This window comes from Streptomyces sp. NPDC002870 (assembly GCF_042888505.1).
GTDB lineage: Bacteria > Actinomycetota > Actinomycetes > Streptomycetales > Streptomycetaceae > Streptomyces.
Window position 1 is genome coordinate 84,938 of record NZ_JBIAPW010000015.1, and the last position, 23,533, is coordinate 108,470.

Here is a 23,533-nt window from a genome sequence, read left to right on the forward strand (position 1 = left end):
CGGTTTCCCGTCGGACGACCCGGGACGTACGGGCCCGACAGGCAAAACCCCGTGACGGGCGGCCGCCGGGCAGGTAGAACACCCTTGATGACCACCACCCTGCGGCCGACCGGGCCGCTTCAGCACGAGACGGACGGCGCACGGTCGCGTTCGTACGAGGTCTGCGTCAACAGCCGCCCCGTCGGCACGATCGAGATCGCCACCTACCCCGCCCTCAGCGCCACGGCCGGCACCATCCGCTCGCTCCATATCGACGAGGCGGACCGGCGGCGCGGGAGGGGGACCGTCGCAGCGCTCGCCGCCGAGGAAGTGCTGCGCGGCTGGGGCTGCACCCAGGTGCGGGTGTGCGTGCCGCCGGAGGCCGCCGCCGCCACGCGGCTCGCGACCGCCCTCGGCTACACGGAGCGCAGCCGCAACATGATCAAGGAGCTGCCGGAACAGCCGCCCGCCCTGCCGGCGCACGTCGAGGGCCGCCCGATGACCGAGGCGGAGTTCCAGCCGTGGTTGGCCACGGCCATCGAGACGTACGCACAGAGCTGGCGCGAGCGCGGAGTCCCGGCGGACGACGCGCGCGCCAAGTCGCAGGCCGACTACCGCAGCATCCTGCCCGACGGCCTCGCGAGCCCCGGAACCCGGATCAGCGTCCTGGTCCAGGAGGGCGTGGCCGTAGGCCACCTCTTCGTCGGCCGGCGCGAGGTGCGCCCCGGTGAGATCGGCGCCTTCGTGTACGACGTGGAGGTCGCAGAAGGACAGCGCGGGCAGGGACACGGGCGGTCCTTGATGCTGCTCGCCGAGCACGTTGCGCTGGACGCCGGGCTGCGCCTGCTGGGACTGCATGTCTTCGCGGACAACACCCCGGCGGTCAGGCTGTACGAGTCACTCGGCTATGGGACGACCGCCGTCAACTCCTTCAAGCAACTGCTCTAGGCGCCGGAACCTTCAGTCCGTCCCGGAGCCGGCGAGCAGCCGGTCGGCGATCTCCTCGATGCGCGCCCGCAGCCCCTCCTGGCTCTTGCCGCCGTCGAGGCGCTCGCCGTCGATGATGTACGTCGGAGTGCCGGTGACGCCGATCGCCTTGCCCTCGGCCTGGTCGGCGTCGACGATCAGGATGTGCCGCCCGTCGATCAGGGCGGTGTCGAACTCCTCTGCGTCCAGGCCCAGTTCACGCGCGACCTCCAGCAGGAACGGCTCGCCCTTCGCCGCCAGCTCCTCGGTACGCGCGAGCACGGCCTCCACGTACGGCCAGCCCTTGCCCTGTTCGGCAGCCTCCTCCGCGGCCTGGGCGGCGGTGAAGGCGTGCTTGTGTTTGCCGAGGGGGAAGTGCCGCAGCCGCAGCTCCAGCCGGTCGCCGTAGCGCTCGCGCAGGGCCCGCAGATCCTCCAGGGCGCTGCGGCAGTCGGGGCACTGGAGCTCGCACCAGACGTCGAGTACGAGGGGGCGGGCGTTGGTCGAGTCGCTCATGGGACCCAGTCTCCCAGCCCTGCGGCGCGTACCCCGACCGGGACCTGGGGAGGAGGCCGTCCCGGAGATCTCCCTGAGGTCGTACGGGACCGTGGCCACTGCCCCGCCGGACGGTGCACGATGGACAGGGACGTACCCGCCCATGCCCGCCTGAGCCTGGAGGACCGGATGATTGCCGAGACCATTTTCTCCGCGGTGTCCGCGGCGGGCCTGGGCATCGCCGCGATCACGGCGTACCGCAAGCGCTTCCTGGCCGCGGCCCGGATAGCCGCCTACTCCCTGGTCCCGATCGGCCTGGTGCTGACCGGCGCCGTCGAATGGGCCGTCGACACGGCCTTCAGCCCGTCCGCGTGGGTCGGCTTCGGCCTGCTGGGCGGCGCGTGGCTGCTCTTCATGACGACCCGGGCCGTCGAGCGGCGCGGCGTGGGCACCCGCAAGGAGCGCAAGGCTGCGAAGTCGGCGCAGCGCGAGGCGGTCGCGCCCGAGGCGTCCGCGCCCTCACTCGGGCAGGCGGGCCGTCCGGCCGCGCAGCCCGTGGCGAAGCGGAAGGCCGCCGGTTCCGGCGACGACTTCAGCGACATCGAGGCGATCCTGAAGAAGCACGGAATATAGCCCGGGATCCGGATGAACTCCCGCAGTCGCGGGGCGTGTTGGTCGATCACGACGGGCCGGGCTGCGACATCATCACCCCGAGATGCTCGATACCTCCCGGGGCCAGGCCCCCGCACCGACCGAAGAGCCGCGTGGCTGCCTCTTCGCGCTCTCCCAGCCACCCCTGATGATCTTCCTCGCGGTGATCGGCTTCTTGCTGCTCATGGCCGCGGTACACGATCTGTTCCTGCTGTGAGCCTCAGCCGGCCGCTTCCTTGCGGCGCGCGCGGTACGCGGCGACATGCAGGCGGTTGCCGCAGGTGCGGCTGTCGCAGTAGCGGCGCGAGCGGTTGCGTGACAGATCGACGAACGCGCGCCCGCAGTCCGGCGCCTCGCATCGTCGCAGCCGCTCCTGCTCGCCCGCGACGACGATGAAGGCCAGCGCCATCCCGCAGTCCGCGGCGAGATGGTCGGCAACCGACGCTCCCGGCGCGAAGTAGTGCACATGCCAGTCGTAGCCGTCGTGGTCGGTGAGCTGCGGGGTGGTCCCCGCGGCCGCCACCAGCTCATTGACCAGCGCGGCCGCGGTGCGGCCGTCGGGCGCAGCGAAGATCTCCGCGAACTGGGTCCGTACGCCCTGCACCGCCTTGAGGTCCCGCTGGTTCAGTTCGCCCACGCCGCTGACGTCGTGGCTGCGCACGAAGTCGTACAGCGCGGCAATGTCCGCGAGCCCGTCGCCCTGCTCGCCCTCCGGTGCGGTGTTCACCAGATCGACGACCGTGTTGAGTGCGATCCGGGTGTCGTGGGGAATCAGCACGATGCGCTCCCTGGCCTGCTGCGGGCCGGTGCCCGCCGAATTGCGCTGACTCTAGCGGTTCGCGCCGAGAGCGCAGCGGCGCCGTCGCCGCGATGTGATCCGCGGTGACGGCGCCGGTGTATACCGTATGTGGTTTTCCGCGCGGCGCCGTCTCCCCGAGTGGACGACGCCGTGCAGCTCGCTGCCTGGCTCAGCTCTCGGCCAGGATGTGCGAGAGCTCCGTGTCGAGATCGAAGTGACGATGCTCGGTGCCCGGTGGCACCGCGGCGTCGGTCCGCTTCAGGAACGACTCCAGGGCCCGCGCCGGGGCCTCGAGCAGGGCTTCGCCCTCCGGGGAGCTCAGCGCGATGCAGACGACGCCCTGGCCGTGGCTGCGGGACGGCCAGACTCTGACGTCGCCCGTGCCAGTGGGCCGGTGCAGCCCCTCAGCGAGAAGATCGCGGGCGAAGACCCACTCGACCGTCTCTTCGGCTCCGGTGTGGAAGGTGGCGTGCACGGCATAGGGATCGGCCGTGTCATACCGCAGGCCCGCGGGTACAGGCAGTGAAGACTCGCTCGATACAACGAGGCGCAGGTGCAGCTCGCAGCTGACCGTGGTGTTCATAAGCGCCAGGGCCTTTCGCTCAGTGTGCGCTCGGGGGTTCGCACGTCGGCGAAATCGACATGCCACCTACGGTGCCGTTGTAAACCCCTCTGACCGTTTTGTGATCCTTCATGTCGCTCGTACGGCGGTGCATCACTTTGTGTTATACGGCCATTTCGGTGACCGGGTTCAATCCGGTAAGTTTGGGCCCATGAATGCGGAGAGTGACGAGCGGGGGAAGGTCGTCGCGGCGACGGACCCGAAACCCGCCACGGGGGACGGAACGGGCGACGTGGTGGATGTGGTGGCCGCGGAGGAGCCGGAGCTCGGCTCGAAGGCGCCCCACTTCATCAAGCGGTCAAAGCCGCTGCATCTGAGCTGGCAGGTCGGCGTCTTCATCGTCGGCCTCGCGGTGGTCGTGGCGGGCATCGTGATGCTGCCACTGCCGGGCCCCGGCTGGCTGGTGATCTTCGGCGGCATCGCGATCTGGGCGACCGAGTTCGTCTGGGCGCAGTTGGTGCTGCGCTGGACCAAGCGCAAGGTGACCGAGGCGGCACAGAAGGCGCTCGATCCCAAGGTGCGACGAAGGAACATCATCCTCACCACGATCGGTCTCGTGATCATCGCGGTGCTGGTCGGAATCTACGTCTGGAAGTTCGGGATCGTGATGCCCTGGAAGATCAAGGAGTGACCTGAAACTTGTCAGGGGGACCCGCTGACATCGGGTAATGTTTGCGGTGCGCCCGGGCGATTAGCTCAGTGGGAGAGCGCTTCGTTCACACCGAAGAGGTCACTGGTTCGAAACCAGTATCGCCCACCCGGACCGAAGGCCCGGAGACTTGACGTCTCCGGGCCTTCGGCGTTTTCGCGACCCTCAGTGCATGCGGCCGAGGGTGTCGCGCAGCTTGCGGGCGTTGCGCAGCCGCTGCTCGTAGGTCGCGCCGACGGCGAGCAGCAGGAGCCCGGCGAGCGCCGGCGGCAGCCAGCGGGGGAGCGCGCCGACGGCCTGGACGACGTACGGCGCGAGCTCGTGCAGCGCGTCGAGGGCGAGCACCGCGCCGCCGAGCACCAGCAGCGCCTGGAGGCGCAGCCGGGCGCCGGTGAGCGTGACGGCCAGGGCCGCGACGCCGAGCAGCAGCGGGCGCAGCCAGTGCTCGTCGCCCCAGGCCGCGAAGAGGCTCGGCAGCAGCGTCGCGGCGAGACCGGGGCCGTACGCCGTCCAGGACGACGCCTCCGGGTCGCGGCGGCGGCGCAGCACACCGACGGCGAGGGCAGCGACGGTCACCGGGAGGGTGTACGCCTCGGGGCTGGCGACGTCCGAGGCGTGCAGCCGTACCCAGGTGGCCAGCACGAACAGCACCACCGCGAGATACCCGGCCGCGGGGCGGCGCTCGGCCCGCACCGCCGTGCCCGCGGCGATCACGCCGCAGAGCGCCAGCACCACGGCGAGCGTCTGGCGGTCCCCGACGGCGAGGCCGACCGCGAGCAGGCCCGCGGCGGCACCGGTGAGCTCGATCGGGAGGGCGACGGGGTGCCGGCCGAGCCGGGCGGCGAGGAGAGCCACGGCGGCGGGGATGGTGAGGAGCACCAACCCGGCCTGGTGCGGCGGGAGTTCGACGGCGCCGGCGACAGCACCGACGAGGGCGGTCGCGAAGCCGGTGGCGGCGCAGGCCAGGACGGCCTGCACTGCGCGCCCGGCCCGTGTCGCGGCCGCGGCGGCGGTGAGGACGGCGGTCAGGGTGGCAAGCACCGCGAAAGTGGCCGGGCGGGTGGCCAGAGACAGCAGCGCGACGCTGACGCCGCCTCCGAGGGCGCAGCCGAGGCCGACGACGGCGCCTGCCGGGGCGTGCCGGGCGATCCACGCGGGCCACACGGTGAAGGCTGCCGCGGCGACGGTCAGAAGCACGTGGAGCGCGACGGTCGCGGCGTACCCGAGATCCAGCGCGGGCGGCACGACGAGCAGGGCGGCCCATACGAGCCCGAAGGCGACGGGAACGGCGAGGCCACGCAGCCCGGGGCCGACGGCCGGCGGCCCGCTGGGAGTCGCCCCCCGGGCGGGCTGGGCGGCTCCGGCCGGGGAGGCGTACGTGGCCGAGGACCCGGCGGCCGGGCCGGTGTGCCCTTCCAGGATGGGTGCGTCCGAGGGGTGCGTGGCGTCGCCTGCCCGGGCGGTGGGCGTGGGCGGTGTTCCGGCGGGGCGGCCGGGGTGGCCGGTGCCCTCCGTAGGGCCGGCGGTCGGGGTGGAACGGGCTGCGGCCGTGCCAGGTGCAGCGGCGGGCGGGGCAGCGCCCGTGGGCGCTTCGGGAGACCCGGCGGGCGGGCCCTCGGTGGCGGGTGACCAACGGGAGGCCGTCACCAGGGTCACTGCCACGATCAGCAGGACCAGCGGCGTCGCCGTCAGGCCCGATTCCGGTAGATCCACGCCCAGTGCCCCGCGGGCGTCCGTCGGTGTGCCCGACCAGATCGTGTCCAGGACCGTCAGCGGACCCGCCAGGGTGGGTGCGACCAGAGGCAGGGCCGAGAGCGCCGCCGCGGCCTGGACCGCGGCCGACGCGATCGCCAGGCCCGGGCGCAGCCGCCGCGGTACTCCCGCCCGTACAAGGCCAAGCAGAGCCACCGCGCACAGCAGATACCCCAGGACCGACCACCCCTCAGGCGTCCCTGCCCGAGCCACGCCGCCGACCGCCGCGACCGCCGCGAGGCCCGCCACAACGGACGCGGCGGTAGCAGCCGCAGCCGACCGCAAGGCCGCGAACAGTGCCACGCCCGCCGCCGCGAGCAGTAGCGCGGCCGGGGCGACCGCGGCCGTCGGCGTGGCTGCCGTCACCGACTGCGAGCCGCCGATCAGCAGTGCCCATCCGCCCGTCGCCGCGGCGGCGGTGGTGGCGATTCCCCGGACACCCGCGCGCTTCGCCGACAGCGCGACCACGACATCGAGCGCGGCGGTCGCCAGCAGGGCCCACTCCATCGGCGGCGCGCCCGCGGAAGCGGTCAGCGCCCAGAGCGGAAGCGGGAGTTGCGCGGTCAGCACGGCCACCGGCAGGGGAGTGCGCAGCCGGTCCAGCGAGAGACCGTACGCGGACCACAGCGCGGCGAGCGCGGCAGAGGCGAAGGCCGCGTAACCCAGCCCGCCGGTGTCCGGCAGCGCCACCCGGTGCAGGGCGTACGCGTCGAGCACCATCAGGACCAGGCCGAGACCGGCCACCGCCTCCGCCGTCGAGGCGAGCCCCCGGCGCAGCAGCAGGGCCGGCGCGGCCAGTGCCGCGACCGTCACCGCGCCGAGCACCGCTGAGCGCCCGCCGATACCCAGGTACCCCCAGCTGACCAGCGTGAACGCGATCGCCGCGATGGTCAAAAGAATCCCGCCGAGGGTGAGCAGCAGGTTCTGCACGCTCGGCGGGGACGTCTCGGGCGGCGGCGCGGCGAGGGGCCGCGTCACCGGTCCCGGCGGGGCGGCGGGCTGCGACTGCCGTATCGCGGTGATCAACCAGGCTCTGCGGGTCAGCAACTGGGCCCGGCGAGCGTCCAGTCGGACCAGCTCACGGTCGAGGATCGCCAGTTCCTCGGCGGGTGGCGGAACGTTCTCCATGGTCGCAGTGTGGTCCGCGCCACACCGCACGGCATGGGCGCGGATACTCAGATCGCGGGTGAGTACGCCCCCGGGGGCGCAGACTTGGAGCATGGACTGGTGTCGCTACCGCTTCCGCAGCGTCTGGGATCTGACCGCAGGACCCGCGGCCGTGTACGAGGTGCTGGCCAGGGCCGAGGAGTACCCCCGCTGGTGGCCGCAGGTCCGCGAGGTCACCGCGCTCGACGAGACCACCGGCACCGCGCGCTTCCGCTCCTTCCTCCCGTACGAACTGCTCGTCACCGCCCGCGCCCAGCGGCGCGACCCAACGGCCGGGGTGCTCGAAGTGGGGATGGCAGGGGACCTGGAGGGCTGGGCGCGGTGGACGCTCACGGCGCGCGGCACCGGCACCCGGGCGCTGTACGAACAGGAGGTGGAGGTGTGCAAGCCGCTGATGAGGCGGCTGGCGCTGCCCTGCCGGCCGGTCTTTCGCGCCAATCACGCGGCGATGATGCGCGGCGGGCGGCGCGGTCTTGCCGCATACCTCGGGGGAGTTTGAAGGAAACCTGCGGGGACCTGTATGGTTCAGTGCGTTCCCGGGCGATTAGCTCAGTGGGAGAGCGCTTCGTTCACACCGAAGAGGTCACTGGTTCGAACCCAGTATCGCCCACCGGGAGAGGCCGGTCCGTCATCGACGGACCGGCCTTCTTGCTTGCTGCGACGTGCACGCGTCAGGCGGCCGCGGGCAGTTCGGGCCGCAGCGGCCACGCGGGGTCCACCGCCTCCGGAGTGCCGCTGCGGGCGAACCACGCCTGAAGGCCGCGCGCCTGAGCCGCGTGCCACACGGCCTGCAGGGTGTGCAGCTCCGCCGGCGACAGACGCTCCATCCGGGAGGCGAAACGGCGCCCCACCGCCCGGGTGACCTCCAGTGCCGCCGTCGCGTCCGCGGCCGCGTCATGCGCCCCGTCCAGTACGACCTCGTACTGCGCGCACAGATCGGTGAGCGTGCGGCGGCCCTTGCGGTACCGGTCCAGATGCTTGTCCAGGACCCTCGGGTCCAGCACGCACAGCGGGACGTTCTCCAGATAGCGGCCGAGCGACGCGGCGCGGTGGCGGCGCAGTTCGCGGTCGAGGATGGTCAGGTCGAAGGGCGCGTTCATCACGACGAGCGGGCGGGCTGCGCCGCACTGCTCGGCCAGCGCCCTCGCTATCTCCTCCATCACCGGCGCCGGCCAGCGGCCGTTGCGCTGCAGATGTTCGTCGGTCAGCCCGTGCACTTCGGTGGCGCCCGGCGGCACGGGCACCCCCGGATTGACCAGCCAGCGGGTGACGCGTGGCCGGCCGCCCGTCATGTCCTGGACGACGACGGCCGCCGAGACGATCCGGTCCTCCTCGACGTCGACTCCTGTTGTCTCTGTGTCAAATGCGGCCAGGGGGCCGTCATACCAGCGCGTCATCCCCGAACTCCTCGCACGTGCCTGGCAGATGGCGTTGTCCCCCTGCCGAATCGGTGATACCCGGGCTGTTTGCGCTGTACGCAGGGCGGTGACAACACAGATGGGGTGCCGGGAAGTTGACGCCCCGTCGTGGGGACACTGATCGGTACAGCCCGGAAGGCACGAAGAGCCATGGCGCTCGCGCAGCCCGAATCGGGAGGACTGCTGCCGCAGCGGACAGCACCGCTGCGCGGCGCACTCGCCACCACCGCCTGCATGGAGACACTCCAGGTGGGCTATCTGCATGCGGTCGCCGCCGCGGCCGGCTGTTCGTTGTCGCAGCCGTTTCCGGACAACGGCATCGACTGGCATGTCAGTCACAGCTCGGCCGGTCACGCCGTCGACGACGAGGTGACCATCAAGGTGCAGCTCAAGTGCACGTACCAGATCCCCCCGCACCCACCGGGTCCGGCCTTCTCCTTCACGCTCGACAACGACCACCTGGTGAAGCTGGCCCGTACCCCGGTCTCCGTGCACAAGATCCTGGTCGTGATGCTCGTCCCCCGGACACAGGACGAGTGGCTGCGGGCCAGTCACGACCGGCTCGATCTGCGGCACTGCTGCTACTGGACCAACCTGGCCGGCCACCCGGTGACGGGCAGGCGCAGGACCAATGTGCGGATCCCGACCTCGCGGATCTTCGACGACCGGGCGCTCTGCGAGATCATGACCCGGGTCGGGGTGGGAGGGAGACCCTGATGCACCGGCCTTTCGACGAGCCAGTACGACCACATCCGACCGGTGATGTGCCAGGACCCTGGTACGGAGGCGGCGAGCTGGACCCCGCCCAGGTCGATCCCGTCGTCCTGGGCGCGCTGCTCGACCGGCACGGGTGGCGGCGGCGCGGGGGAACGACGGGGCGCTATGCGCGCTGGACGCCGCCGGGGCATGCGGCGGGCGGGACGAGTCTGCTCGTCCCCGAGAGCCGGTCCTTTCCCGACTGCGAGGATCTGCTGGGCGAGGCGCTGACGGCGCTCGCCCGCAGCGCCGCGCCGTCGGCCCGCGAAGTGCTGGTCGGGCTGACCGTGCCGAGCGACGAGATCCGGTGGTGGCGCGATGTGCCGCAGGGGCCTTCTGGTGCGGTTTCGTGGACCGTGCAGGAGCAACTGCGGGCGGCCGCCCGGCAGATGCTGATGGCCGGGGCGCTCGCGGCGCGCGGGCGGGCGGGCTACTACGGCGCGCGGCACCGGCGCCAAGCACAGGCCTCGCTGGAAGGAGTCCTGGTGGGACCCGCTCCCGGCGGGCGCAGCCTGACCGCGTTCGTGCCGGTGGAGAGCGGCCGCGCGGTCGTGGTCCGGCTCTACCACGCGCTGCAGGCGACCCGGGAGGCTGCCGACTACCAGCGGGCGACCGGTGGGATGGAGGCCTTCGACGCGGCCGTCGAGGCGGGCGTGAGCCGTGAGCTCACGGAGGCGGTCATCGCGCTGGTGCGCGGGGCGGAGGGGGCGCGGATCGCGCTGGAGTGGTCGCCCGCGGCGGGCGTGCCGGAGGGGTGCGCGCCGCGGAACGAACCGGTGGAGTTCTCGCCCGGTGACCTGCCCGCGCTGCGCGAGGCGGGGGCGCGTTATCTGACGGACGAGCCCTCGGTGCCGGTCCGGATCACGGGCACGGTGGTCCGGATGCGCCGCTCGGGCCCGCGCGGGGCGGGGACGGTCCGGCTGCGGGTGCTGGCGGGGGCGGAGGTGCCGCACGTACGGGTGGCGCTGGACGAGGACTCGTACCGCACGGCGGGCCATGCGCACCTGGTCGGACTGCCGATCCGGGTGGTGGGCAGGCTGGAGAGCCGCGGCGGCTTCCGCAGGCTGACGGACGCGTCGAATGTGGTGCCGGTGCAGGTGGATGAGGCGGAGCGGGACCGGCTGATGAAGTCGCTGCAGGAGAATTTGGACTTCTTTGAGGAGGCGTGTCAGGGGGAGTGAGGTTGGAGCGGGGGGTGTGTGGTGCGGGTTGCCTGCGGCGGCGTTCCCCTACCCGCCCTTTCCCGTAACTGGGGGCAAGCCCCCAGACCCCCGGTACGCCCTTCGGGCGTGTCCTCAATCGCCGGACGGGCTTAATCCTTCAGCCTCGCCGGCGATTGAGGCGCGGGGTTCGGGGCGGAGCCCCGGGTCAAGAACAAACCGTTTCGCGGCGTACCCCAGCCGCTCGGTACGATTCGTAGCGCGCGCAGTACGAATGCGGCGCACCCCTTCAGTCAGGAGAGACCGGTGTCAGACGTCCGTGTGATCATCCAACGCGATTCCGAGCGGGAAGAGCGCGTGGTGACGACGGGCACTACGGCAGCCGAGCTCTTCGCCGGCCAGCGCACCGTCATCGCCGCCCGTGTCGCCGGTGAGCTGAAGGACCTCGCGTACGAGATCAAGGACGGCGAGGAGGTCGAGCCCGTCGAGATCTCCTCCGAGGACGGGCTGAACATCCTGCGCCACTCCGCCGCGCACGTCATGGCGCAGGCCGTGCAGGAGCTCTTCCCCGAGGCCAAGCTCGGCATCGGCCCGCCGGTCAAGGACGGCTTCTACTACGACTTCGATGTCGAGCGGCCCTTCCACCCCGATGACCTCAAGGCCATCGAGAAGAAGATGCAGGAGATCCAGAAGCGCGGCCAGCGCTTCTCGCGGCGCGTCGTCACCGACGAGGCCGCTCGCGAGGAGCTGGCGGACGAGCCGTACAAGCTGGAGCTGATCGGGATCAAGGGCTCCGCGTCGTCCGACGACGGCGCGGACGTCGAGGTCGGCGCGGGCGAGCTGACCATCTACGACAACCTTGACCCCAAGACCGGCGACCTGTGCTGGAAGGACCTCTGCCGCGGTCCGCACCTGCCCACCACCCGCAACATCCCGGCGTTCAAGCTGATGCGCAACGCCGCCGCGTACTGGCGCGGCAGCGAGAAGAACCCCATGCTGCAGCGCATCTACGGCACCGCCTGGCCCTCCAAGGAAGAGCTCAAGGCGCACCTCGAATTCCTCGCAGAGGCCGAGAAGCGCGATCACCGCAAGCTCGGCAACGAGCTGGACCTCTTCTCCATCCCGGAGCAGATCGGCTCCGGCCTCGCCGTCTTCCACCCCAAGGGCGGCGTCGTCCGCCGCGTCATGGAGGACTACTCCCGCAAGCGGCACGAGGAAGAGGGGTACGAGTTCGTCTACACCCCGCACGCCACCAAGGGGAAGCTCTTCGAGACCTCCGGCCACCTCGACTGGTACTCCGAGGGCATGTACCCGCCCATGCAGCTCGACGAGGGCACGGACTACTACCTCAAGCCCATGAACTGCCCGATGCACAACCTGATCTTCGACGCGCGCGGCCGGTCCTACCGTGAACTGCCGCTGCGTCTCTTCGAGTTCGGGACCGTGTACCGGTACGAGAAGTCGGGCGTCGTGCACGGCCTGACCCGGGCCCGCGGCTTCACCCAGGACGACGCGCACATCTACTGCACCAAGGAGCAGATGGCGGACGAGCTCGACTCGACGCTCACGTTCGTGCTGAACCTGCTGCGCGACTACGGCCTCACCGACTTCTATCTGGAGCTGTCCACCAAGGACCCGGAGAAGTTCGTCGGTTCGGACGAGGTCTGGGAGGAGGCCACCGAGACCCTGCGCAAGGTGGCCGAGAAGCAGGGTCTGCCGCTGGTCCCGGACCCGGGCGGCGCGGCGTTCTACGGGCCGAAGATCTCCGTCCAGGCGAAGGACGCCATCGGCCGCACCTGGCAGATGTCCACCGTCCAGCTGGACTTCAACCTGCCCGAGCGCTTCAACCTGGAGTACACCGGTCCGGACGGCGCCAAGCAGCGCCCGGTCATGATCCACCGCGCGCTGTTCGGCTCGATCGAGCGGTTCTTCGCGGTGCTGCTCGAGCACTACGCGGGTGCGTTCCCGGCCTGGCTCTCGCCGGTGCAGGCGGTCGGCATTCCGGTCGGCGACGCCCATGTCCCGTATCTGCAGGAGTTCGCCGCCGAGGCGAAGAAGAAGGGCCTGCGGGTCGAGGTCGACGCCTCATCGGACCGGATGCAGAAGAAGATCAGGAACCAGCAGAAGATGAAGGTCCCGTTCATGATCATCGTCGGCGACGACGACATGAACGCGGGCACGGTGTCGTTCCGCTACCGCGACGGTTCGCAGGAGAACGGGATTCCCCGCGACGTCGCCCTGGCGAAGCTCGTCGATGTGGTGGAGCGCCGGGTCCAGGTGTGACGTGCGCCCCGCGTATGCGGGGCGATGACCCCGGCATTCCGTGGGGCGACGCGCCAGCGAATCTTTGCTCCCCGCGCACGCGGGGATCGGTCCCCGGGGGCATCAGTTCCCCGGGGACCTCTTCTCGTCCTCCCGCGCGAAGGTCTGCAGCAGCCAGGACGAGAACGACCCCGTCACCGCGCCAAGCAGCGCCAGCCCACAGGCCATGAGCACCACCGCGATCACCCGGCCGCGGGTGGTCACCGGCGCCACATCCCCGTAACCCACCGTGGTCAGCGTCGAACAGGCCCACCACAGTGAGTCACCGAAGGTACGGATCGTCGAGCCCGGGGCGGAGCGCTCCTGCTGGTAGACGGCGAGCGCGCTCGAGAAGCCGAGCAGTACCGCCGACAGGCTGGCGTAGGCGATCACCCGCGCGTGCAGGCTCAGTCGCGGCTCGCCGCGCCGCCGCTGCACCGCCGTGTAGACCCGCACCACGCGCAGCAGACGCAGCAGCGGCAGCACGAGCACCACGGTGTCCAGCCAGTGGGTGCGCACGAAGCGCGGTCCCTCTCCGCTCAGCTTCAGCCGCACCGCGTAGTCGAGCGCGAACATCAGCCACATCGTCAGCGTCAGGGCGAGCGCGAGGTTCCACAGCACCGGGTCGGCGTCGTACGCCAGCACGAGTACCGCGTATCCGCCGAGGAAGAGCAGCGAGGCCACGAAGAGGGGCACCTCGATGCGCTGTTCCCAGCGCCGCTGCCGGCCGGTGGCTTCGTCGACGTCCATCGGCCCAGCATCGCCGCCCCGCGGCCGGGCTCACCCCGACGACACGCCGCGTACGGGCGAAGTCATATGCTGCACAACATGACGCTTGAGCCGGAGCAGCAGATCGGAGTGGGGACGCAGGACGCGTTCCAGCGCCTGTGGACGCCCCACCGCATGGCTTACATCCAGGGGGAGAACAAGCCGACCGGACCGGGGGCCGACGACGGCTGTCCCTTCTGCTCCATCCCCGCCAAGTCGGACGAGGACGGGCTCGTCATCGCCCGCGGCTCGCGCGTCTACGCGGTGCTCAATCTCTACCCGTACAACGGCGGGCATCTGATGGTGGTGCCCTTCAGGCATGTGGCCGACTTCACCGAGTTGGACGACGCGGAGACCGCCGAGCTCGCGACCTTCACCAAGCACGCGATGACCGCGCTGCGGAAGGCCGCCGGGGCGCACGGCTTCAACATCGGCATGAACCAGGGCGCGGTCGCCGGGGCCGGCATCGCCGCGCATCTGCACCAGCACGTCGTGCCGAGGTGGGGCGGGGACACCAACTTCATGCCGGTCGTAGGACACACCAAGGTGCTGCCCCAGCTCCTGGCCGACACGCGCAAGATGCTGGCGGAGGCCTGGCCCGCCTGAGGCGACGGGCCAGGCGTCTCGCTCACGCGTCGTAGACGTCGGCCTGGCGCGGCATCGGGTCCTGTACGAAGCTGCTGACGACCATGGAGCGGTTCCCGAAGCGCTCGGTGTCCACGCCGTTGTCCTCGAGCACCTTCATCGCCGCGGCGTGCGTCACGCGCAGCACCGGCGTTGCCGCGCGCATCGCGTCGTCCGCCATGAACCGGTGCCGCCAGGGCTTCTCAGCCCAGGCGTGGCGCAGTCCGAAGGGCTCGGGCAGGACCAGCTTGCCGCCGAGGAAGTCCAGCAGCGGCGGGTACCAGGTGAAGGGCGCGCGCACCGCGAGACGCACCACCTCGGGTGTCTCCACCAGCGGCAACTGCCGGTCGACGGTCTCCCAGAAGCGGATCGTCTTGCTCACCGTCACGGTCTTGGGCGCGGGCTTGGTGGTGAACAGGGAGTGCACCGGGCCGAGGGCGTGCCCGGTCACCTCGATGCGCAGCGTCTCGTGCAGCACGGTGACGGTGATCATCATGGTGATCACCAACTGGCCGTCCCAGAGCGTGAACTGGACGCCCAGATAGTGGCGGTTGCCGCCGCCGAACTGCTGGTGGTTGCAGATCCGCTGTATCTCGTGGCCCTTGATCTGGAAGGCTTCCACGTCCTGGCCGTCCGGCCGGGCCACCTCCCCGGCGTTCTCGCCGACCGGAGCCACGATCCAGTGCTTGACGGACGGGGTGGGGAAGCCGCCGGAGTTCAGCGGGCCGCGCTCCAGCATCTTCAGCTTGTCGTGGACCGCCCGTATCACGTCCCAGCTGCGGAACTGGTTGATGTCCCTGCCCGGCTCCTTGGAGACCAGTTCCTCGGCCATCTGCCAGCTGCCCCAGCGGGTGCCCATGCCGAGTATCCCCTTGGGGCCCGCGTAGAAGACCGAGTTGGACTGCTGCTCGGCGGTGAGCTTCTGGAGTCCCTGGCGCAGCTGCTCGCGCGCGGTCTCGTTGGGGTGACCCGGCACCGCCTCTGGCACCTTGGCGCCGATGCCGCCGCCCGAGAGCAGGGAATCCCAGCTGGCGCGCATGTCCTTCGCCGTGGACTCGCAGATCCGCTTGGCCAGCACCCAGCCGACGACCGGGGCGACGACCATGCCGCGTATGTAGTACGCCCACAATCCGTCCAGCGGCAGCCTGACCAGGAGGATCACGGCGAGGCCGCCGATGCCGACCAACAGCAGCGTGCCGAGCGCCCCGGCTCCCTTGTTCTGCGCACCCGCTATCGTCCGGCGCAGCTGGAAGACGGCCAGCCAGAGCAGCAGACCAGGCAGGAACAGCAGCCCGAACACCGCCATCACGGCGGTGAGCCTGGTGTCGCGCTCCTTGCGGATACGGGTGGCGGCCAGGCAGTGCTCGACCACCGACTGCGGCTCGGTGCCGAAGGACTGGATCAGCGCCTTGCGTGCTCCGCCGAGCATCCGCACCTGCACGGCCCGCGAGAAGGCCTCGCCCAGATTCGGCTCGAAGAGCGTGAACTTGCCCTTCTTCACATCGGACTTGTGCCACTCGCTGTTGGCCTTGAGGATCTCGTCGAGGGGGCTGTCGCGGTACGCGGCGGAGGCGAGCGCATGCGTCGCCGCCGTCTGTCCGGACGAGCCCAGGAGCGGGACCTGAGCCCCCGGAGTGAAATCGAATACGTCGTTCGCCACTACCGCCCCCATCGCCGCAAGCGTCCGCACTGCGGCCTGTTCCCAACTACCCTGCCCCGCACACCTTCTGAGCTGGGGCACCCCAGCGTATCGGGGGCGGGCCGCCTGCGTCAGTGGACGCTGAAATGCCGCCCGCCGTAGGGCGGTCGGGCGGGCGGCACCCTCAACTATGAGCCATTCTCGGCCTGTTCGCGTAGCTTCTCTGCCACTTGTGGCGGCATCGCCTCATGACGGGCGTACGAACGGCTGAACTGCCCGGTCCCGTGCGAGATCGACCGCAGATCGACCGCGTACCGCCCGATCTCGAGCTCCGGCACCTCGGCCCGTACGAGTGTGCGCGCCCCGCCTGCCTGCTCGGTGCCGACCACCCGGCCGCGACGCCCCGACAGATCGCTCATCACCGGGCCCACATACTCGTCCGACACCAGCACCTGCACCTCGGCCACCGGCTCAAGCAGATGGATACGCGCGTCCGCGGCCGCCTCGCGCAGCGCCAGCGCGCCCGCCGTCTGGAATGCCGCGTCGGAGGAGTCCACCGAGTGCGCCTTGCCGTCCAGCAGCGTGATCCGTACGTCGACGAGGGGGTACCCGGCCGCGACCCCGCGTGCCGCCTGGGCGCGTACGCCCTTCTCCACCGACGGGATGAACTGCCGCGGCACCGCACCGCCCACGACCTTGTCGACGAACTCGATGCCGGACCCCGCGGGCAGCGGATCCACCTCGATCTCGCAGATCGCGTACTGGCCGTGGCCGCCGGACTGCTTCACATGCCGGCCGCGGCCCGCCGACGGCTCGCCGAAGGTCTCCCGCAGCGACACCTTGTACGGCACGACGTCGACCTGGACGCCGTACCGGCTGCGCAGCCGCTCCAGCGCGACGTCGGCGTGCGCCTCGCCCAGGCACCACAGCACCACCTGGTGCGTGGCCTGGTTCTGCTCGAGCCGCATCGTCGGATCCTCGGCGACCAGCCGCGAAAGCCCCTGGGAGAGCTTGTCCTCGTCCGCCTTGCTGTGCGCCTGGATCGCGAGCGGCAGCAGCGGGTCGGGCATCGTCCAGGGTTCCATCAGCAGCGGGTCGTCCTTCGCGGAGAGCGTGTCCCCGGTCTCGGCGCGGGCCAGTTTCGCGACACAGGCGAGGTCTCCGGCGATGGCCTGCCCCAGCGGCCGCTGCTGCTTGCCGAAGGGCGCGGAGAGCGCACCGATCCGCTCGTCGACGTCATGGTCCTCGTGGCCGCGGTCGGCGAGACCGTGCCCCGACACATGCACCGTCTCGTCGGGTCGCAGGGTGCCCGAGAAGACCCGGACGAGAGAGAGCCGGCCGACATACGGGTCGGACGCGGTCTTGACCACCTCTGCCACCAGCGGCCCCTCCGGGTCGCAGGTGATCTGCGGGCGCGCCGCGCCCTGCGGGGTGGTGACGGCAGGCGCCTGCGGCTCCAGCGGGGTCGGGAAGCCGCCGGTGATCAGCTCCAGGAGTTCTACCGTGCCGAGCCCCTGCCTGGCGCCCTCTGGCGCGGGGGCGGCCGCCAGCACCGGATGGAAGATGCCGCGCGCGACGGCCTTCTCCAGGTCCTCGATCAGCGTCGTGAGGTCGATCTCCGCGCCGCTGAGATAGCGGTCCATGAGCGTCTCGTCCTCGCTCTCGGAGATGATCCCCTCGATCAGCCGGCTGCGGGCCTCCTCGATCAGCGCCGTCTGCTCGGGATCCGGCGGGATCTCCTTCCGCTCGCCGGAGGAGTAGTCGAAGATCTTCTGCGAGAGCAGTCCGACCAGACCGGTGACCGGCGCATGGCCGTCAGGATTCTGCGCCCCGTACTGCGGCAGATACAGCGGCAGCACGGCATCGGGGTCGTCACCGCCGAAAATGCCTCCGCAGACCCGGGTCAGCTCCGCGAAATCGGTGCGCGCGGTCTCCAGATGCGTGACGACGATCGCGCGCGGCATTCCGACCGCCGCGCACTCCTCCCACACCATGCGGGTGGCGCCCGCGACCGCATCGGCCTCCTGCGCCGCCGACACAACGAAAAGGGCCGCGTCCGCGGCTCGCAGACCGGCCCTCAGCTCCCCGACGAAGTCGGCGTATCCGGGAGTGTCCAGCAGATTGATTTTGTACCCGCCCCATTCGACGGGGACCAGCGACAGCTGTACGGAACGTTGCTGCCGGTGCTCGATCTCGTCGTAGTCGGAGACCGTACCGCCGTCCTCGACCCGGCCCGCCCGGTTGACCGCTCCCGCGGTCAGCGCGAGGGCCTCGATCAACGTGGTCTTTCCCGATCCGCTGTGGCCGACCAGCACCACGTTCCGTACGGATGCGGGCTGGTCGGCCGTAGCTGCCCTGCCGGCGGCTCCGGGGTGTGCGTTCGCCTTGTCGCCCATGATCTTGCCTCCCGATCGATTGCCCGGTGAGGAGAGGGGCCGCGGGCGCGGAGAGCCATGAGGGAGGTCCCGGACGGCGTCCGGGGGCAGCTCCGGCGATGCCCGCGGTCGTCTTTCGAGCTTTCCACTCCCGTCACGGTGCGTCCATACGTCGTACGCGACGGCGGGAGGCGGGTGCGCGGCGCTGGAGCCCGTCGGTCCTGGCTACGATGGGCCAGCCGGTGGCCGTTGGGGCCATGCGGCCCACCGACCCTCTGGAAGGCCATGCTGAACAAGTACGCGCGTGCATTCTTCACGCGTGTCCTCACACCGCTCGCCGCATTTCTGCTCCGACGCGGGGTGAGTCCCGACGCGGTCACCCTGATGGGCACGGCCGGAGTGATGGCGGGTGCGCTGGCCTTCTTCCCCCGGGGAGAGTTCTTCTGGGGCACGATCGTCATCACGCTGTTCGTTTTCTCGGACCTCGTCGACGGCAATATGGCGCGGCAGGCGGGGATTTCGAGCCGCTGGGGCGCATTCCTGGACTCGACCCTCGACCGGGTCGCCGACAGTGCGATCTTCGCCGGTTTCGCGCTCTGGTACGCGGGCACCGGAAACGACAACGTGCTGTGCGCGGTCTCCATTTTCTGTCTGGCCAGCGGCCAGGTCGTCTCGTACACCAAGGCACGTGGCGAATCGATTGGCCTGCCGGTCGCGGTGAACGGCCTCGTCGAGCGGGCCGAGCGACTGGTGATCTCCCTGGTCGCCGCCGGACTCGCGGGACTGCACGACTTCGGGGTGCCCGGGGTCGACGTACTGCTGCCGATCGCGCTGTGGATCGTCGCCGTCGGCAGTCTGGTGACACTTGGACAGCGGGTCGTGACGGTACGAAGGGAGGCCGCGGAGGCCGACGCCGCCGCGGGCCAGGGGAACGAGGCTGAGGCGACGTGATGCGGGACCGGCTGACCGACGGGCTGTACGGGCTCGGCTGGAGCACGGTCAAGAAGCTGCCGGAGCCGGCCGCCGCCGCGCTCGGCCGGTCCATCGCGGACATCGCGTGGAAGCGGCGCGGCAAGAGCGTGCTGCGGCTGGAGTCCAACCTCGCCCGGGTGGTGCCCGACGCGGGCCCGGAGCGTCTCGCCGAGCTGTCGAAGGCCGGCATGCGCTCGTACATGCGGTACTGGATGGAATCCTTCCGGTTGCCCACATGGAGCGCCGAGCACGTCGAGAGCAGCGTGCAGATCAAGGACGTCCACCACCTGAAGGACGGGCTCGCGTCGGGGCGCGGCGTGGTCGTCGCCCTGCCGCACCTGGCGAACTGGGACCTCGCGGGCGTGTGGGCCACCCGGGTCCTGGGCATCCCCTTCACCACCGTCGCCGAACGCCTCAAGCCCGAAACGCTCTACGACCGGTTCGTGGCCTACCGCGAGAGCCTCGGCATGGAGGTGCTGCCCCACAGCGGCGGCTCTGCCTTCGGCACGCTGGCGCGGCGGCTGCGCTCCGGCGGGCTGGTCTGCCTGGTCGCCGACCGTGATCTGTCGGCCTCCGGCGTCGAGGTGAAGTACTTCGGTGAGACGGCACGGATGCCGGCCGGACCGGCGCTGCTGGCCCAGCAGACCGGTGCGCTGCTGATGCCGGTGACGCTGTGGTACGACGAAGCTCCGGTCATGCGCGGCCGGATACACCCACCGGTCGAGGTGCCAGAGACAGGTACCCGGGCCGAGAAGACGTCCTCCATGACACAGGCGGTGGCCGATGCCTTCGCCACGGGAATCAGCGAGCATCCGGAGGACTGGCACATGCTGCAGCGGCTGTGGGTCGGCGACCTCGAGGAGCGGCCGCTGTGAAGATCGGCATCGTCTGCCCGTACTCCTGGGATGTACCGGGCGGCGTCCAATTCCACATCAGAGACCTTGCGGAGCATTTGATCAGGCTCGGCCACGAGGTGTCGGTCCTTGCGCCGGCGGACGACGAGACGCCGCTGCCGCCGTACGTCGTCTCGGCGGGCCGGGCGGTTCCGGTCCCGTACAACGGCTCGGTCGCCCGGCTCAACTTCGGCTTCCTGTCGGCCGCGCGGGTGCGACGCTGGCTGCACGACGGCACGTTCGACGTGATCCACATCCATGAGCCGGCCTCGCCGTCGCTGGGGCTGCTGAGCTGCTGGGCGGCGCAGGGGCCGATCGTCGCGACGTTCCACACGTCGAACCCGCGCTCGCGCGCGATGATCGCCGCGTATCCGATCCTGCAGCCCGCGCTGGAGAAGATCAGCGCCCGGATCGCGGTCAGCGAATACGCCCGCCGGACGCTCGTCGAGCACCTGGGCGGCGACGCGGTCGTCATCCCGAACGGCGTCGACGTCGGTTTCTTCGACAAGGCCGAGCCGAAGGCGGAGTGGCAGGGCAACACGGTCGGCTTCATAGGGCGCATCGACGAGCCACGCAAGGGTCTGCCGGTGCTGATGGCCGCCTTCCCGAAGATCGTCGAGGCTTGCCCGGACGTGCGGCTGCTGGTCGCGGGGCGCGGCGACGAGGAGGAGGCGGTCGCCTCACTGCCGAAGGAGGTGCGCTCGCGGGTCGAGTTCCTCGGCATGGTCAGCGACGAGGACAAGGCGCGGCTGCTGCGCAGCGTCGATGTGTACGTCGCGCCCAACACCGGCGGTGAGAGCTTCGGCATCATCCTGGTCGAGGCGATGTCGGCGGGGGCGGCGGTGCTCGCCTCCGACCTGGACGCGTTCGCGCAGGTCCTGGACCAGGGCGCGGCGGGCGAGCTGTTCGCGAACGAGGACGCGGACGCGCTGGCGACGGCGGCGGTACGGCTGCTGGGGGACCCGGACAGGCGGGCGGAGCTACGGGCGCGGGGGAGCGCGCATGTGCGGCGCTTCGACTGGTCGACGGTGGGGGCGGACATCCTGGGGGTGTACGAGACGGTGACGCACGGCGCGGCGGCGGTGGCGGCGGACGAGAGACCGGGGTTCCGCTCAAGGTTCGGCCTGGCACGCGACTGAGCGCGCGCCCCGCGGCCGGGGCGCGCACCCCCAGGGCGTAGGGGGAGGGCGGGGTGGGGAACGGGCGCCGCAGGCCAGGCCCCCGCCGGACGCCGCCCCGCCCCCGGTAGCCTTGCCGCCCGTGACCGAAACCCTCATCTGGATCGCCGTCGCCCTCGTCGCGATCGGCCTGTATCTGAGCTGGACCGCCGGCCGGCTCGACCGGCTGCACTCCCGTATCGACGCCGCCCGCGCCGCGCTCGACGCTCAACTTCTGCGCCGCGCATCGGTCACCCAGGAACTCGCCACCTCCGGCGTGCTCGATCCGGCCGCGTCGATCGTGCTGTACGAGGCCGCGCACGCCGCCCGCCAGGCGGAGGAGGAACAGCGCGAGGTCGCCGAGAGCGAGCTCAGCGCGGCACTGCGGGCCGTGTTCGGGGAGGTGGCGCAGGTCGAGGCCGTACGCGAGGTGCCGGGTGGCGAGGAGGCCGCGGGCGAGCTCGCGCAGGCGGTGCGCCGGGTCCCGATGGCGCGCCGGTTCCACAACGACTCGGTGCGCGCGGCCCGCGCCCTGCGCCGCCACCGCAAGGTCCGCTGGTTCCGGCTGGCCGGGCACGCGCCCTTCCCGCTGGCCTTCGAGATGGACGACGAGCCGCCGACCGCCCTCGCCGACCGCCCCGGCACCTGACCCGTCGGCGCCTGACCGCAGGCACCGACCGCCCGCACCCCGACCGTCGGCACCCGACCGCCCGCACCTGACCCTCGGCGGCCGAGCGTTCCCTCGGCGCCTGAGCGTTCAAAACGATCCACCGGCTGTTCATTGGCCCTTGCAGTGGACTGGTCACCGGTTGTTCCATCGGTAAACATCACACTGTCGTCATCGAGTGAGGTCCACCCGTGTCCAGCACGCTCCCCACCACCCCGCAGGCCCCCGAGACCGGCACCGCGCGCGTCAAGCGTGGCATGGCCGAGCAGCTCAAGGGCGGTGTGATCATGGATGTGGTCAACGCCGAGCAGGCGAAGATCGCCGAGGATGCGGGCGCTGTGGCCGTCATGGCCCTGGAGCGGGTCCCCGCCGACATCCGCAAGGACGGCGGCGTGGCCCGGATGTCCGACCCGAACATGATCGAAGAGATCATCGACGCCGTCTCCATCCCGGTCATGGCCAAGTCCCGTATCGGCCACTTCGTCGAGGCCCAGGTCCTTCAGTCGCTGGGTGTCGACTACATCGACGAGTCCGAGGTGTTGACCCCGGCCGACGAGGTCAACCACAGTGACAAGTGGGCTTTCACGACTCCTTTCGTGTGCGGTGCCACCAACCTCGGTGAGGCGCTGCGCCGTATCGCCGAGGGCGCGGCCATGATCCGCTCCAAGGGCGAGGCCGGCACCGGCAACGTCGTCGAGGCCGTCCGTCACCTGCGCCAGATCAAGAACGAGATCGCCAAGCTGCGTGGCTTCGACAACAACGAGCTGTACGCCGCCGCCAAGGAGCTGCGCGCCCCGTACGAGATCGTCAGGGAGGTCGCCGAGCTCGGCAAGCTGCCGGTCGTGCTGTTCTCCGCCGGTGGTGTGGCCACTCCGGCCGACGCGGCGCTGATGCGCCAGCTCGGTGCCGAGGGCGTCTTCGTCGGCTCCGGCATCTTCAAGTCGGGCGACCCGGCCAAGCGCGCCGCGGCCATCGTGAAGGCCACCACCTTCTACGACGACCCCAAGATCATCGCGGAGGCTTCCCGCAACCTCGGCGAGGCCATGGTCGGTATCAACTGCGACACCCTCCCCGAGGCCGAGCGCTACGCGAACCGGGGCTGGTAATGACCACTCCCGGCACCCCTGTCATCGGGGTTCTCGCCCTGCAGGGCGATGTACGGGAGCACCTGATCGCCCTGGCCGCGGCCGACGCCGTGGCCAGGCCGGTCCGGCGCCCCGAGGAGCTCGCCGAGGTCGACGGCCTCGTCATCCCCGGCGGCGAGTCCACCACTATGTCCAAGCTCGCGGTGCTGTTCGGCATGATGGAGCCGCTGCGCGAGCGGATCGCGGCGGGCCTGCCCGTCTACGGAACCTGCGCCGGCCTGATCATGCTCGCCGACAAGATCCTCGACCCGCGCTCCGGCCAGGAGACGCTCGGCGGCATCGACATGATCGTCCGCCGCAATGCCTTCGGCAGGCAGAACGAGTCCTTCGAGGCGGCCGTCGAGGTCGCCGGCGTGACCGATGGGCCCGTCGACGGCGTCTTCATCCGGGCCCCCTGGGTGGAGTCGGTGGGCGCCGAGGTCGAGGTGCTTGCCGAGCACGACGGCCACATCGTCGCCGTACGCCAGGGCAATGCTCTGGCGACCTCCTTCCACCCGGAACTCACCGGCGACCACCGGGTGCACGGCCTCTTCGTGGACATGGTGCGCGCGGCCCGGTGAGGTGATCCCGGTAGGATC

General features: G+C 70.9%; 23 protein-coding genes and 2 tRNA genes. 17 read left to right on the forward strand and 8 right to left on the reverse strand.

Annotated features, from left to right (window positions below):
* The first annotated feature begins 87 nt into the window (after nucleotides 1–87).
* Nucleotides 88–927, forward strand: a complete 840-nt coding sequence (locus ACFYWY_RS20305) for a GNAT family N-acetyltransferase (protein WP_389188228.1) — start codon at nucleotides 88–90, stop codon at nucleotides 925–927.
* Between the two features lie 12 nt (nucleotides 928–939).
* Here the strand turns inward: ACFYWY_RS20305 and ACFYWY_RS20310 are convergent, their stop codons facing one another.
* Nucleotides 940–1,461: a DsbA family protein gene (locus ACFYWY_RS20310; protein ID WP_389188232.1), complete on the reverse strand. Its 522-nt coding sequence runs from the start codon at nucleotides 1,459–1,461 to the stop codon at nucleotides 940–942.
* 168 nt (nucleotides 1,462–1,629) lie between these two features.
* Here ACFYWY_RS20310 and ACFYWY_RS20315 point away from each other — a divergent pair, with 168 nt between their 5' ends.
* Both ACFYWY_RS20315 and ACFYWY_RS20320 read left to right on the forward strand, forming a co-directional pair.
* The gene (locus ACFYWY_RS20315; protein ID WP_389188483.1) at nucleotides 1,630–2,073 is read left to right on the forward strand and encodes a hypothetical protein; all 444 of its coding nucleotides are present in this window, start codon (nucleotides 1,630–1,632) and stop codon (nucleotides 2,071–2,073) included.
* 82 nt (nucleotides 2,074–2,155) lie between these two features.
* Nucleotides 2,156–2,308: a hypothetical protein gene (locus tag ACFYWY_RS20320; RefSeq protein ID WP_215095580.1), complete on the forward strand. Its 153-nt coding sequence runs from the start codon at nucleotides 2,156–2,158 to the stop codon at nucleotides 2,306–2,308.
* Nucleotides 2,309–2,311: 3 nt separating this feature from the next.
* On the opposite strand, the gene ACFYWY_RS20325 is transcribed toward ACFYWY_RS20320, so the two are convergent.
* The gene (locus tag ACFYWY_RS20325) at nucleotides 2,312–2,869 is read right to left on the reverse strand and encodes a CGNR zinc finger domain-containing protein (RefSeq protein WP_389188236.1); all 558 of its coding nucleotides are present in this window, start codon (nucleotides 2,867–2,869) and stop codon (nucleotides 2,312–2,314) included.
* 190 nt (nucleotides 2,870–3,059) lie between these two features.
* The gene (locus ACFYWY_RS20330) at nucleotides 3,060–3,473 is read right to left on the reverse strand and encodes an SsgA family sporulation/cell division regulator (protein WP_003959770.1); all 414 of its coding nucleotides are present in this window, start codon (nucleotides 3,471–3,473) and stop codon (nucleotides 3,060–3,062) included.
* 190 nt (nucleotides 3,474–3,663) lie between these two features.
* Between ACFYWY_RS20330 and ACFYWY_RS20335 the strand changes: the two genes are divergently transcribed.
* Entirely contained in the window at nucleotides 3,664–4,143 is a 480-nt protein-coding gene (locus ACFYWY_RS20335) for a TIGR02611 family protein (protein WP_389188239.1), read from the forward strand.
* 54 nt (nucleotides 4,144–4,197) lie between these two features.
* Nucleotides 4,198–4,269, forward strand: a tRNA-Val gene (locus ACFYWY_RS20340).
* 57 nt (nucleotides 4,270–4,326) lie between these two features.
* Here ACFYWY_RS20340 and ACFYWY_RS20345 read toward each other — a convergent pair.
* Nucleotides 4,327–7,041: an SCO7613 C-terminal domain-containing membrane protein gene (locus ACFYWY_RS20345; protein WP_389188242.1), complete on the reverse strand. Its 2,715-nt coding sequence runs from the start codon at nucleotides 7,039–7,041 to the stop codon at nucleotides 4,327–4,329.
* 91 nt (nucleotides 7,042–7,132) lie between these two features.
* On the opposite strand from ACFYWY_RS20345, the gene ACFYWY_RS20350 reads away from it, so the two are divergent.
* On the forward strand, nucleotides 7,133–7,579 hold the full coding sequence (locus ACFYWY_RS20350; RefSeq protein WP_389188245.1) for an SRPBCC family protein: 447 nt from the start codon (nucleotides 7,133–7,135) through the stop codon (nucleotides 7,577–7,579).
* A gap of 39 nt (nucleotides 7,580–7,618) precedes the next feature.
* Nucleotides 7,619–7,690, forward strand: a tRNA-Val gene (locus ACFYWY_RS20355).
* A 61-nt stretch (nucleotides 7,691–7,751) separates the two neighbouring features.
* Here ACFYWY_RS20355 and ACFYWY_RS20360 read toward each other — a convergent pair.
* A complete protein-coding gene (locus ACFYWY_RS20360) occupies nucleotides 7,752–8,477 on the reverse strand; it encodes a 3'-5' exonuclease (protein ID WP_381199337.1) in 726 nt (241 codons plus the stop codon).
* 171 nt (nucleotides 8,478–8,648) lie between these two features.
* Between ACFYWY_RS20360 and ACFYWY_RS20365 the strand changes: the two genes are divergently transcribed.
* From ACFYWY_RS20365 to thrS, 3 genes are all read left to right on the forward strand, one after another.
* Nucleotides 8,649–9,215 (forward strand): DUF4365 domain-containing protein, encoded by a 567-nt coding sequence (locus ACFYWY_RS20365; RefSeq protein ID WP_389188249.1) that lies wholly within the window; start codon nucleotides 8,649–8,651, stop codon nucleotides 9,213–9,215.
* The gene (locus ACFYWY_RS20370; RefSeq protein WP_389188252.1) at nucleotides 9,215–10,435 is read left to right on the forward strand and encodes a hypothetical protein; all 1,221 of its coding nucleotides are present in this window, start codon (nucleotides 9,215–9,217) and stop codon (nucleotides 10,433–10,435) included. The genes ACFYWY_RS20365 and ACFYWY_RS20370 overlap by 1 nt, the downstream gene beginning before the upstream one ends.
* Before the next feature lie 285 nt (nucleotides 10,436–10,720).
* A complete protein-coding gene (thrS, locus tag ACFYWY_RS20375; RefSeq protein WP_389188255.1) occupies nucleotides 10,721–12,697 on the forward strand; it encodes a threonine--tRNA ligase in 1,977 nt (658 codons plus the stop codon).
* Nucleotides 12,698–12,799: 102 nt separating this feature from the next.
* On the opposite strand, the gene ACFYWY_RS20380 is transcribed toward thrS, so the two are convergent.
* Nucleotides 12,800–13,465 carry a potassium channel family protein gene (locus ACFYWY_RS20380; protein WP_389188258.1) on the reverse strand — a complete coding sequence of 222 codons (666 nt, stop codon included), beginning with the start codon at nucleotides 13,463–13,465 and terminating at the stop codon, nucleotides 12,800–12,802.
* A 66-nt stretch (nucleotides 13,466–13,531) separates the two neighbouring features.
* Here ACFYWY_RS20380 and ACFYWY_RS20385 point away from each other — a divergent pair, with 66 nt between their 5' ends.
* The gene (locus ACFYWY_RS20385) at nucleotides 13,532–14,089 is read left to right on the forward strand and encodes an HIT family protein (RefSeq protein WP_389188261.1); all 558 of its coding nucleotides are present in this window, start codon (nucleotides 13,532–13,534) and stop codon (nucleotides 14,087–14,089) included.
* A 22-nt stretch (nucleotides 14,090–14,111) separates the two neighbouring features.
* On the opposite strand, the gene ACFYWY_RS20390 is transcribed toward ACFYWY_RS20385, so the two are convergent.
* Nucleotides 14,112–15,767, reverse strand: a complete 1,656-nt coding sequence (locus ACFYWY_RS20390; protein WP_389188264.1) for a hypothetical protein — start codon at nucleotides 15,765–15,767, stop codon at nucleotides 14,112–14,114.
* A gap of 167 nt (nucleotides 15,768–15,934) precedes the next feature.
* Entirely contained in the window at nucleotides 15,935–18,142 is a 2,208-nt protein-coding gene (locus ACFYWY_RS20395; RefSeq protein ID WP_389188267.1) for an elongation factor G-like protein EF-G2, read from the reverse strand.
* A gap of 264 nt (nucleotides 18,143–18,406) precedes the next feature.
* Here ACFYWY_RS20395 and pgsA point away from each other — a divergent pair, with 264 nt between their 5' ends.
* The 6 genes from pgsA (at nucleotide 18,407) to pdxT (ending at nucleotide 23,515) form a co-directional block, all read left to right on the forward strand.
* The gene (pgsA, locus tag ACFYWY_RS20400; RefSeq protein WP_389188270.1) at nucleotides 18,407–19,072 is read left to right on the forward strand and encodes a phosphatidylinositol phosphate synthase; all 666 of its coding nucleotides are present in this window, start codon (nucleotides 18,407–18,409) and stop codon (nucleotides 19,070–19,072) included.
* On the forward strand, nucleotides 19,072–19,968 hold the full coding sequence (locus ACFYWY_RS20405; protein ID WP_389188275.1) for a phosphatidylinositol mannoside acyltransferase: 897 nt from the start codon (nucleotides 19,072–19,074) through the stop codon (nucleotides 19,966–19,968). The genes pgsA and ACFYWY_RS20405 overlap by 1 nt, the downstream gene beginning before the upstream one ends.
* Nucleotides 19,965–21,125 carry a glycosyltransferase family 4 protein gene (locus ACFYWY_RS20410; RefSeq protein WP_389188289.1) on the forward strand — a complete coding sequence of 387 codons (1,161 nt, stop codon included), beginning with the start codon at nucleotides 19,965–19,967 and terminating at the stop codon, nucleotides 21,123–21,125. The genes ACFYWY_RS20405 and ACFYWY_RS20410 overlap by 4 nt, the downstream gene beginning before the upstream one ends.
* A 121-nt stretch (nucleotides 21,126–21,246) precedes the next feature.
* Entirely contained in the window at nucleotides 21,247–21,792 is a 546-nt protein-coding gene (locus tag ACFYWY_RS20415) for a hypothetical protein (protein WP_389188292.1), read from the forward strand.
* Between the two features lie 209 nt (nucleotides 21,793–22,001).
* The gene (gene pdxS / locus ACFYWY_RS20420) at nucleotides 22,002–22,916 is read left to right on the forward strand and encodes a pyridoxal 5'-phosphate synthase lyase subunit PdxS (protein WP_389188294.1); all 915 of its coding nucleotides are present in this window, start codon (nucleotides 22,002–22,004) and stop codon (nucleotides 22,914–22,916) included.
* Nucleotides 22,916–23,515: a pyridoxal 5'-phosphate synthase glutaminase subunit PdxT gene (gene pdxT / locus ACFYWY_RS20425; RefSeq protein WP_389188297.1), complete on the forward strand. Its 600-nt coding sequence runs from the start codon at nucleotides 22,916–22,918 to the stop codon at nucleotides 23,513–23,515. Before pdxS ends, pdxT begins: the two co-directional genes overlap by 1 nt.
* The last annotated feature ends 18 nt before the right edge of the window (nucleotides 23,516–23,533 follow it).

Excerpts from the sequence above, each read along its gene's own strand:
- ACFYWY_RS20350 (WP_389188245.1), top strand. The coding sequence starts at position 7,133 with ATGGACTGGTGTCGCTACCGCTTCCGCAGCGTCTGGGATCTGACCGCA.
- ACFYWY_RS20310 (WP_389188232.1), bottom strand. The coding sequence starts at position 1,461 with ATGAGCGACTCGACCAACGCCCGCCCCCTCGTACTCGACGTCTGGTGC.
- ACFYWY_RS20360 (WP_381199337.1), bottom strand. The coding sequence starts at position 8,477 with ATGACGCGCTGGTATGACGGCCCCCTGGCCGCATTTGACACAGAGACA.
- ACFYWY_RS20365 (WP_389188249.1), top strand. The coding sequence starts at position 8,649 with ATGGCGCTCGCGCAGCCCGAATCGGGAGGACTGCTGCCGCAGCGGACA.
- ACFYWY_RS20345 (WP_389188242.1), bottom strand. The coding sequence starts at position 7,041 with ATGGAGAACGTTCCGCCACCCGCCGAGGAACTGGCGATCCTCGACCGT.
- pdxT (WP_389188297.1), top strand. The coding sequence starts at position 22,916 with ATGACCACTCCCGGCACCCCTGTCATCGGGGTTCTCGCCCTGCAGGGC.
- ACFYWY_RS20305 (WP_389188228.1), top strand. The coding sequence starts at position 88 with ATGACCACCACCCTGCGGCCGACCGGGCCGCTTCAGCACGAGACGGAC.
- ACFYWY_RS20315 (WP_389188483.1), top strand. The coding sequence starts at position 1,630 with ATGATTGCCGAGACCATTTTCTCCGCGGTGTCCGCGGCGGGCCTGGGC.
- ACFYWY_RS20370 (WP_389188252.1), top strand. The coding sequence starts at position 9,215 with ATGCACCGGCCTTTCGACGAGCCAGTACGACCACATCCGACCGGTGAT.
- ACFYWY_RS20385 (WP_389188261.1), top strand. The coding sequence starts at position 13,532 with ATGCTGCACAACATGACGCTTGAGCCGGAGCAGCAGATCGGAGTGGGG.
- pgsA (WP_389188270.1), top strand. The coding sequence starts at position 18,407 with ATGCTGAACAAGTACGCGCGTGCATTCTTCACGCGTGTCCTCACACCG.
- ACFYWY_RS20380 (WP_389188258.1), bottom strand. The coding sequence starts at position 13,465 with ATGGACGTCGACGAAGCCACCGGCCGGCAGCGGCGCTGGGAACAGCGC.
- ACFYWY_RS20320 (WP_215095580.1), top strand. The coding sequence starts at position 2,156 with ATGCTCGATACCTCCCGGGGCCAGGCCCCCGCACCGACCGAAGAGCCG.
- ACFYWY_RS20330 (WP_003959770.1), bottom strand. The coding sequence starts at position 3,473 with ATGAACACCACGGTCAGCTGCGAGCTGCACCTGCGCCTCGTTGTATCG.
- ACFYWY_RS20405 (WP_389188275.1), top strand. The coding sequence starts at position 19,072 with ATGCGGGACCGGCTGACCGACGGGCTGTACGGGCTCGGCTGGAGCACG.
- ACFYWY_RS20335 (WP_389188239.1), top strand. The coding sequence starts at position 3,664 with ATGAATGCGGAGAGTGACGAGCGGGGGAAGGTCGTCGCGGCGACGGAC.
- ACFYWY_RS20395 (WP_389188267.1), bottom strand. The coding sequence starts at position 18,142 with ATGGGCGACAAGGCGAACGCACACCCCGGAGCCGCCGGCAGGGCAGCT.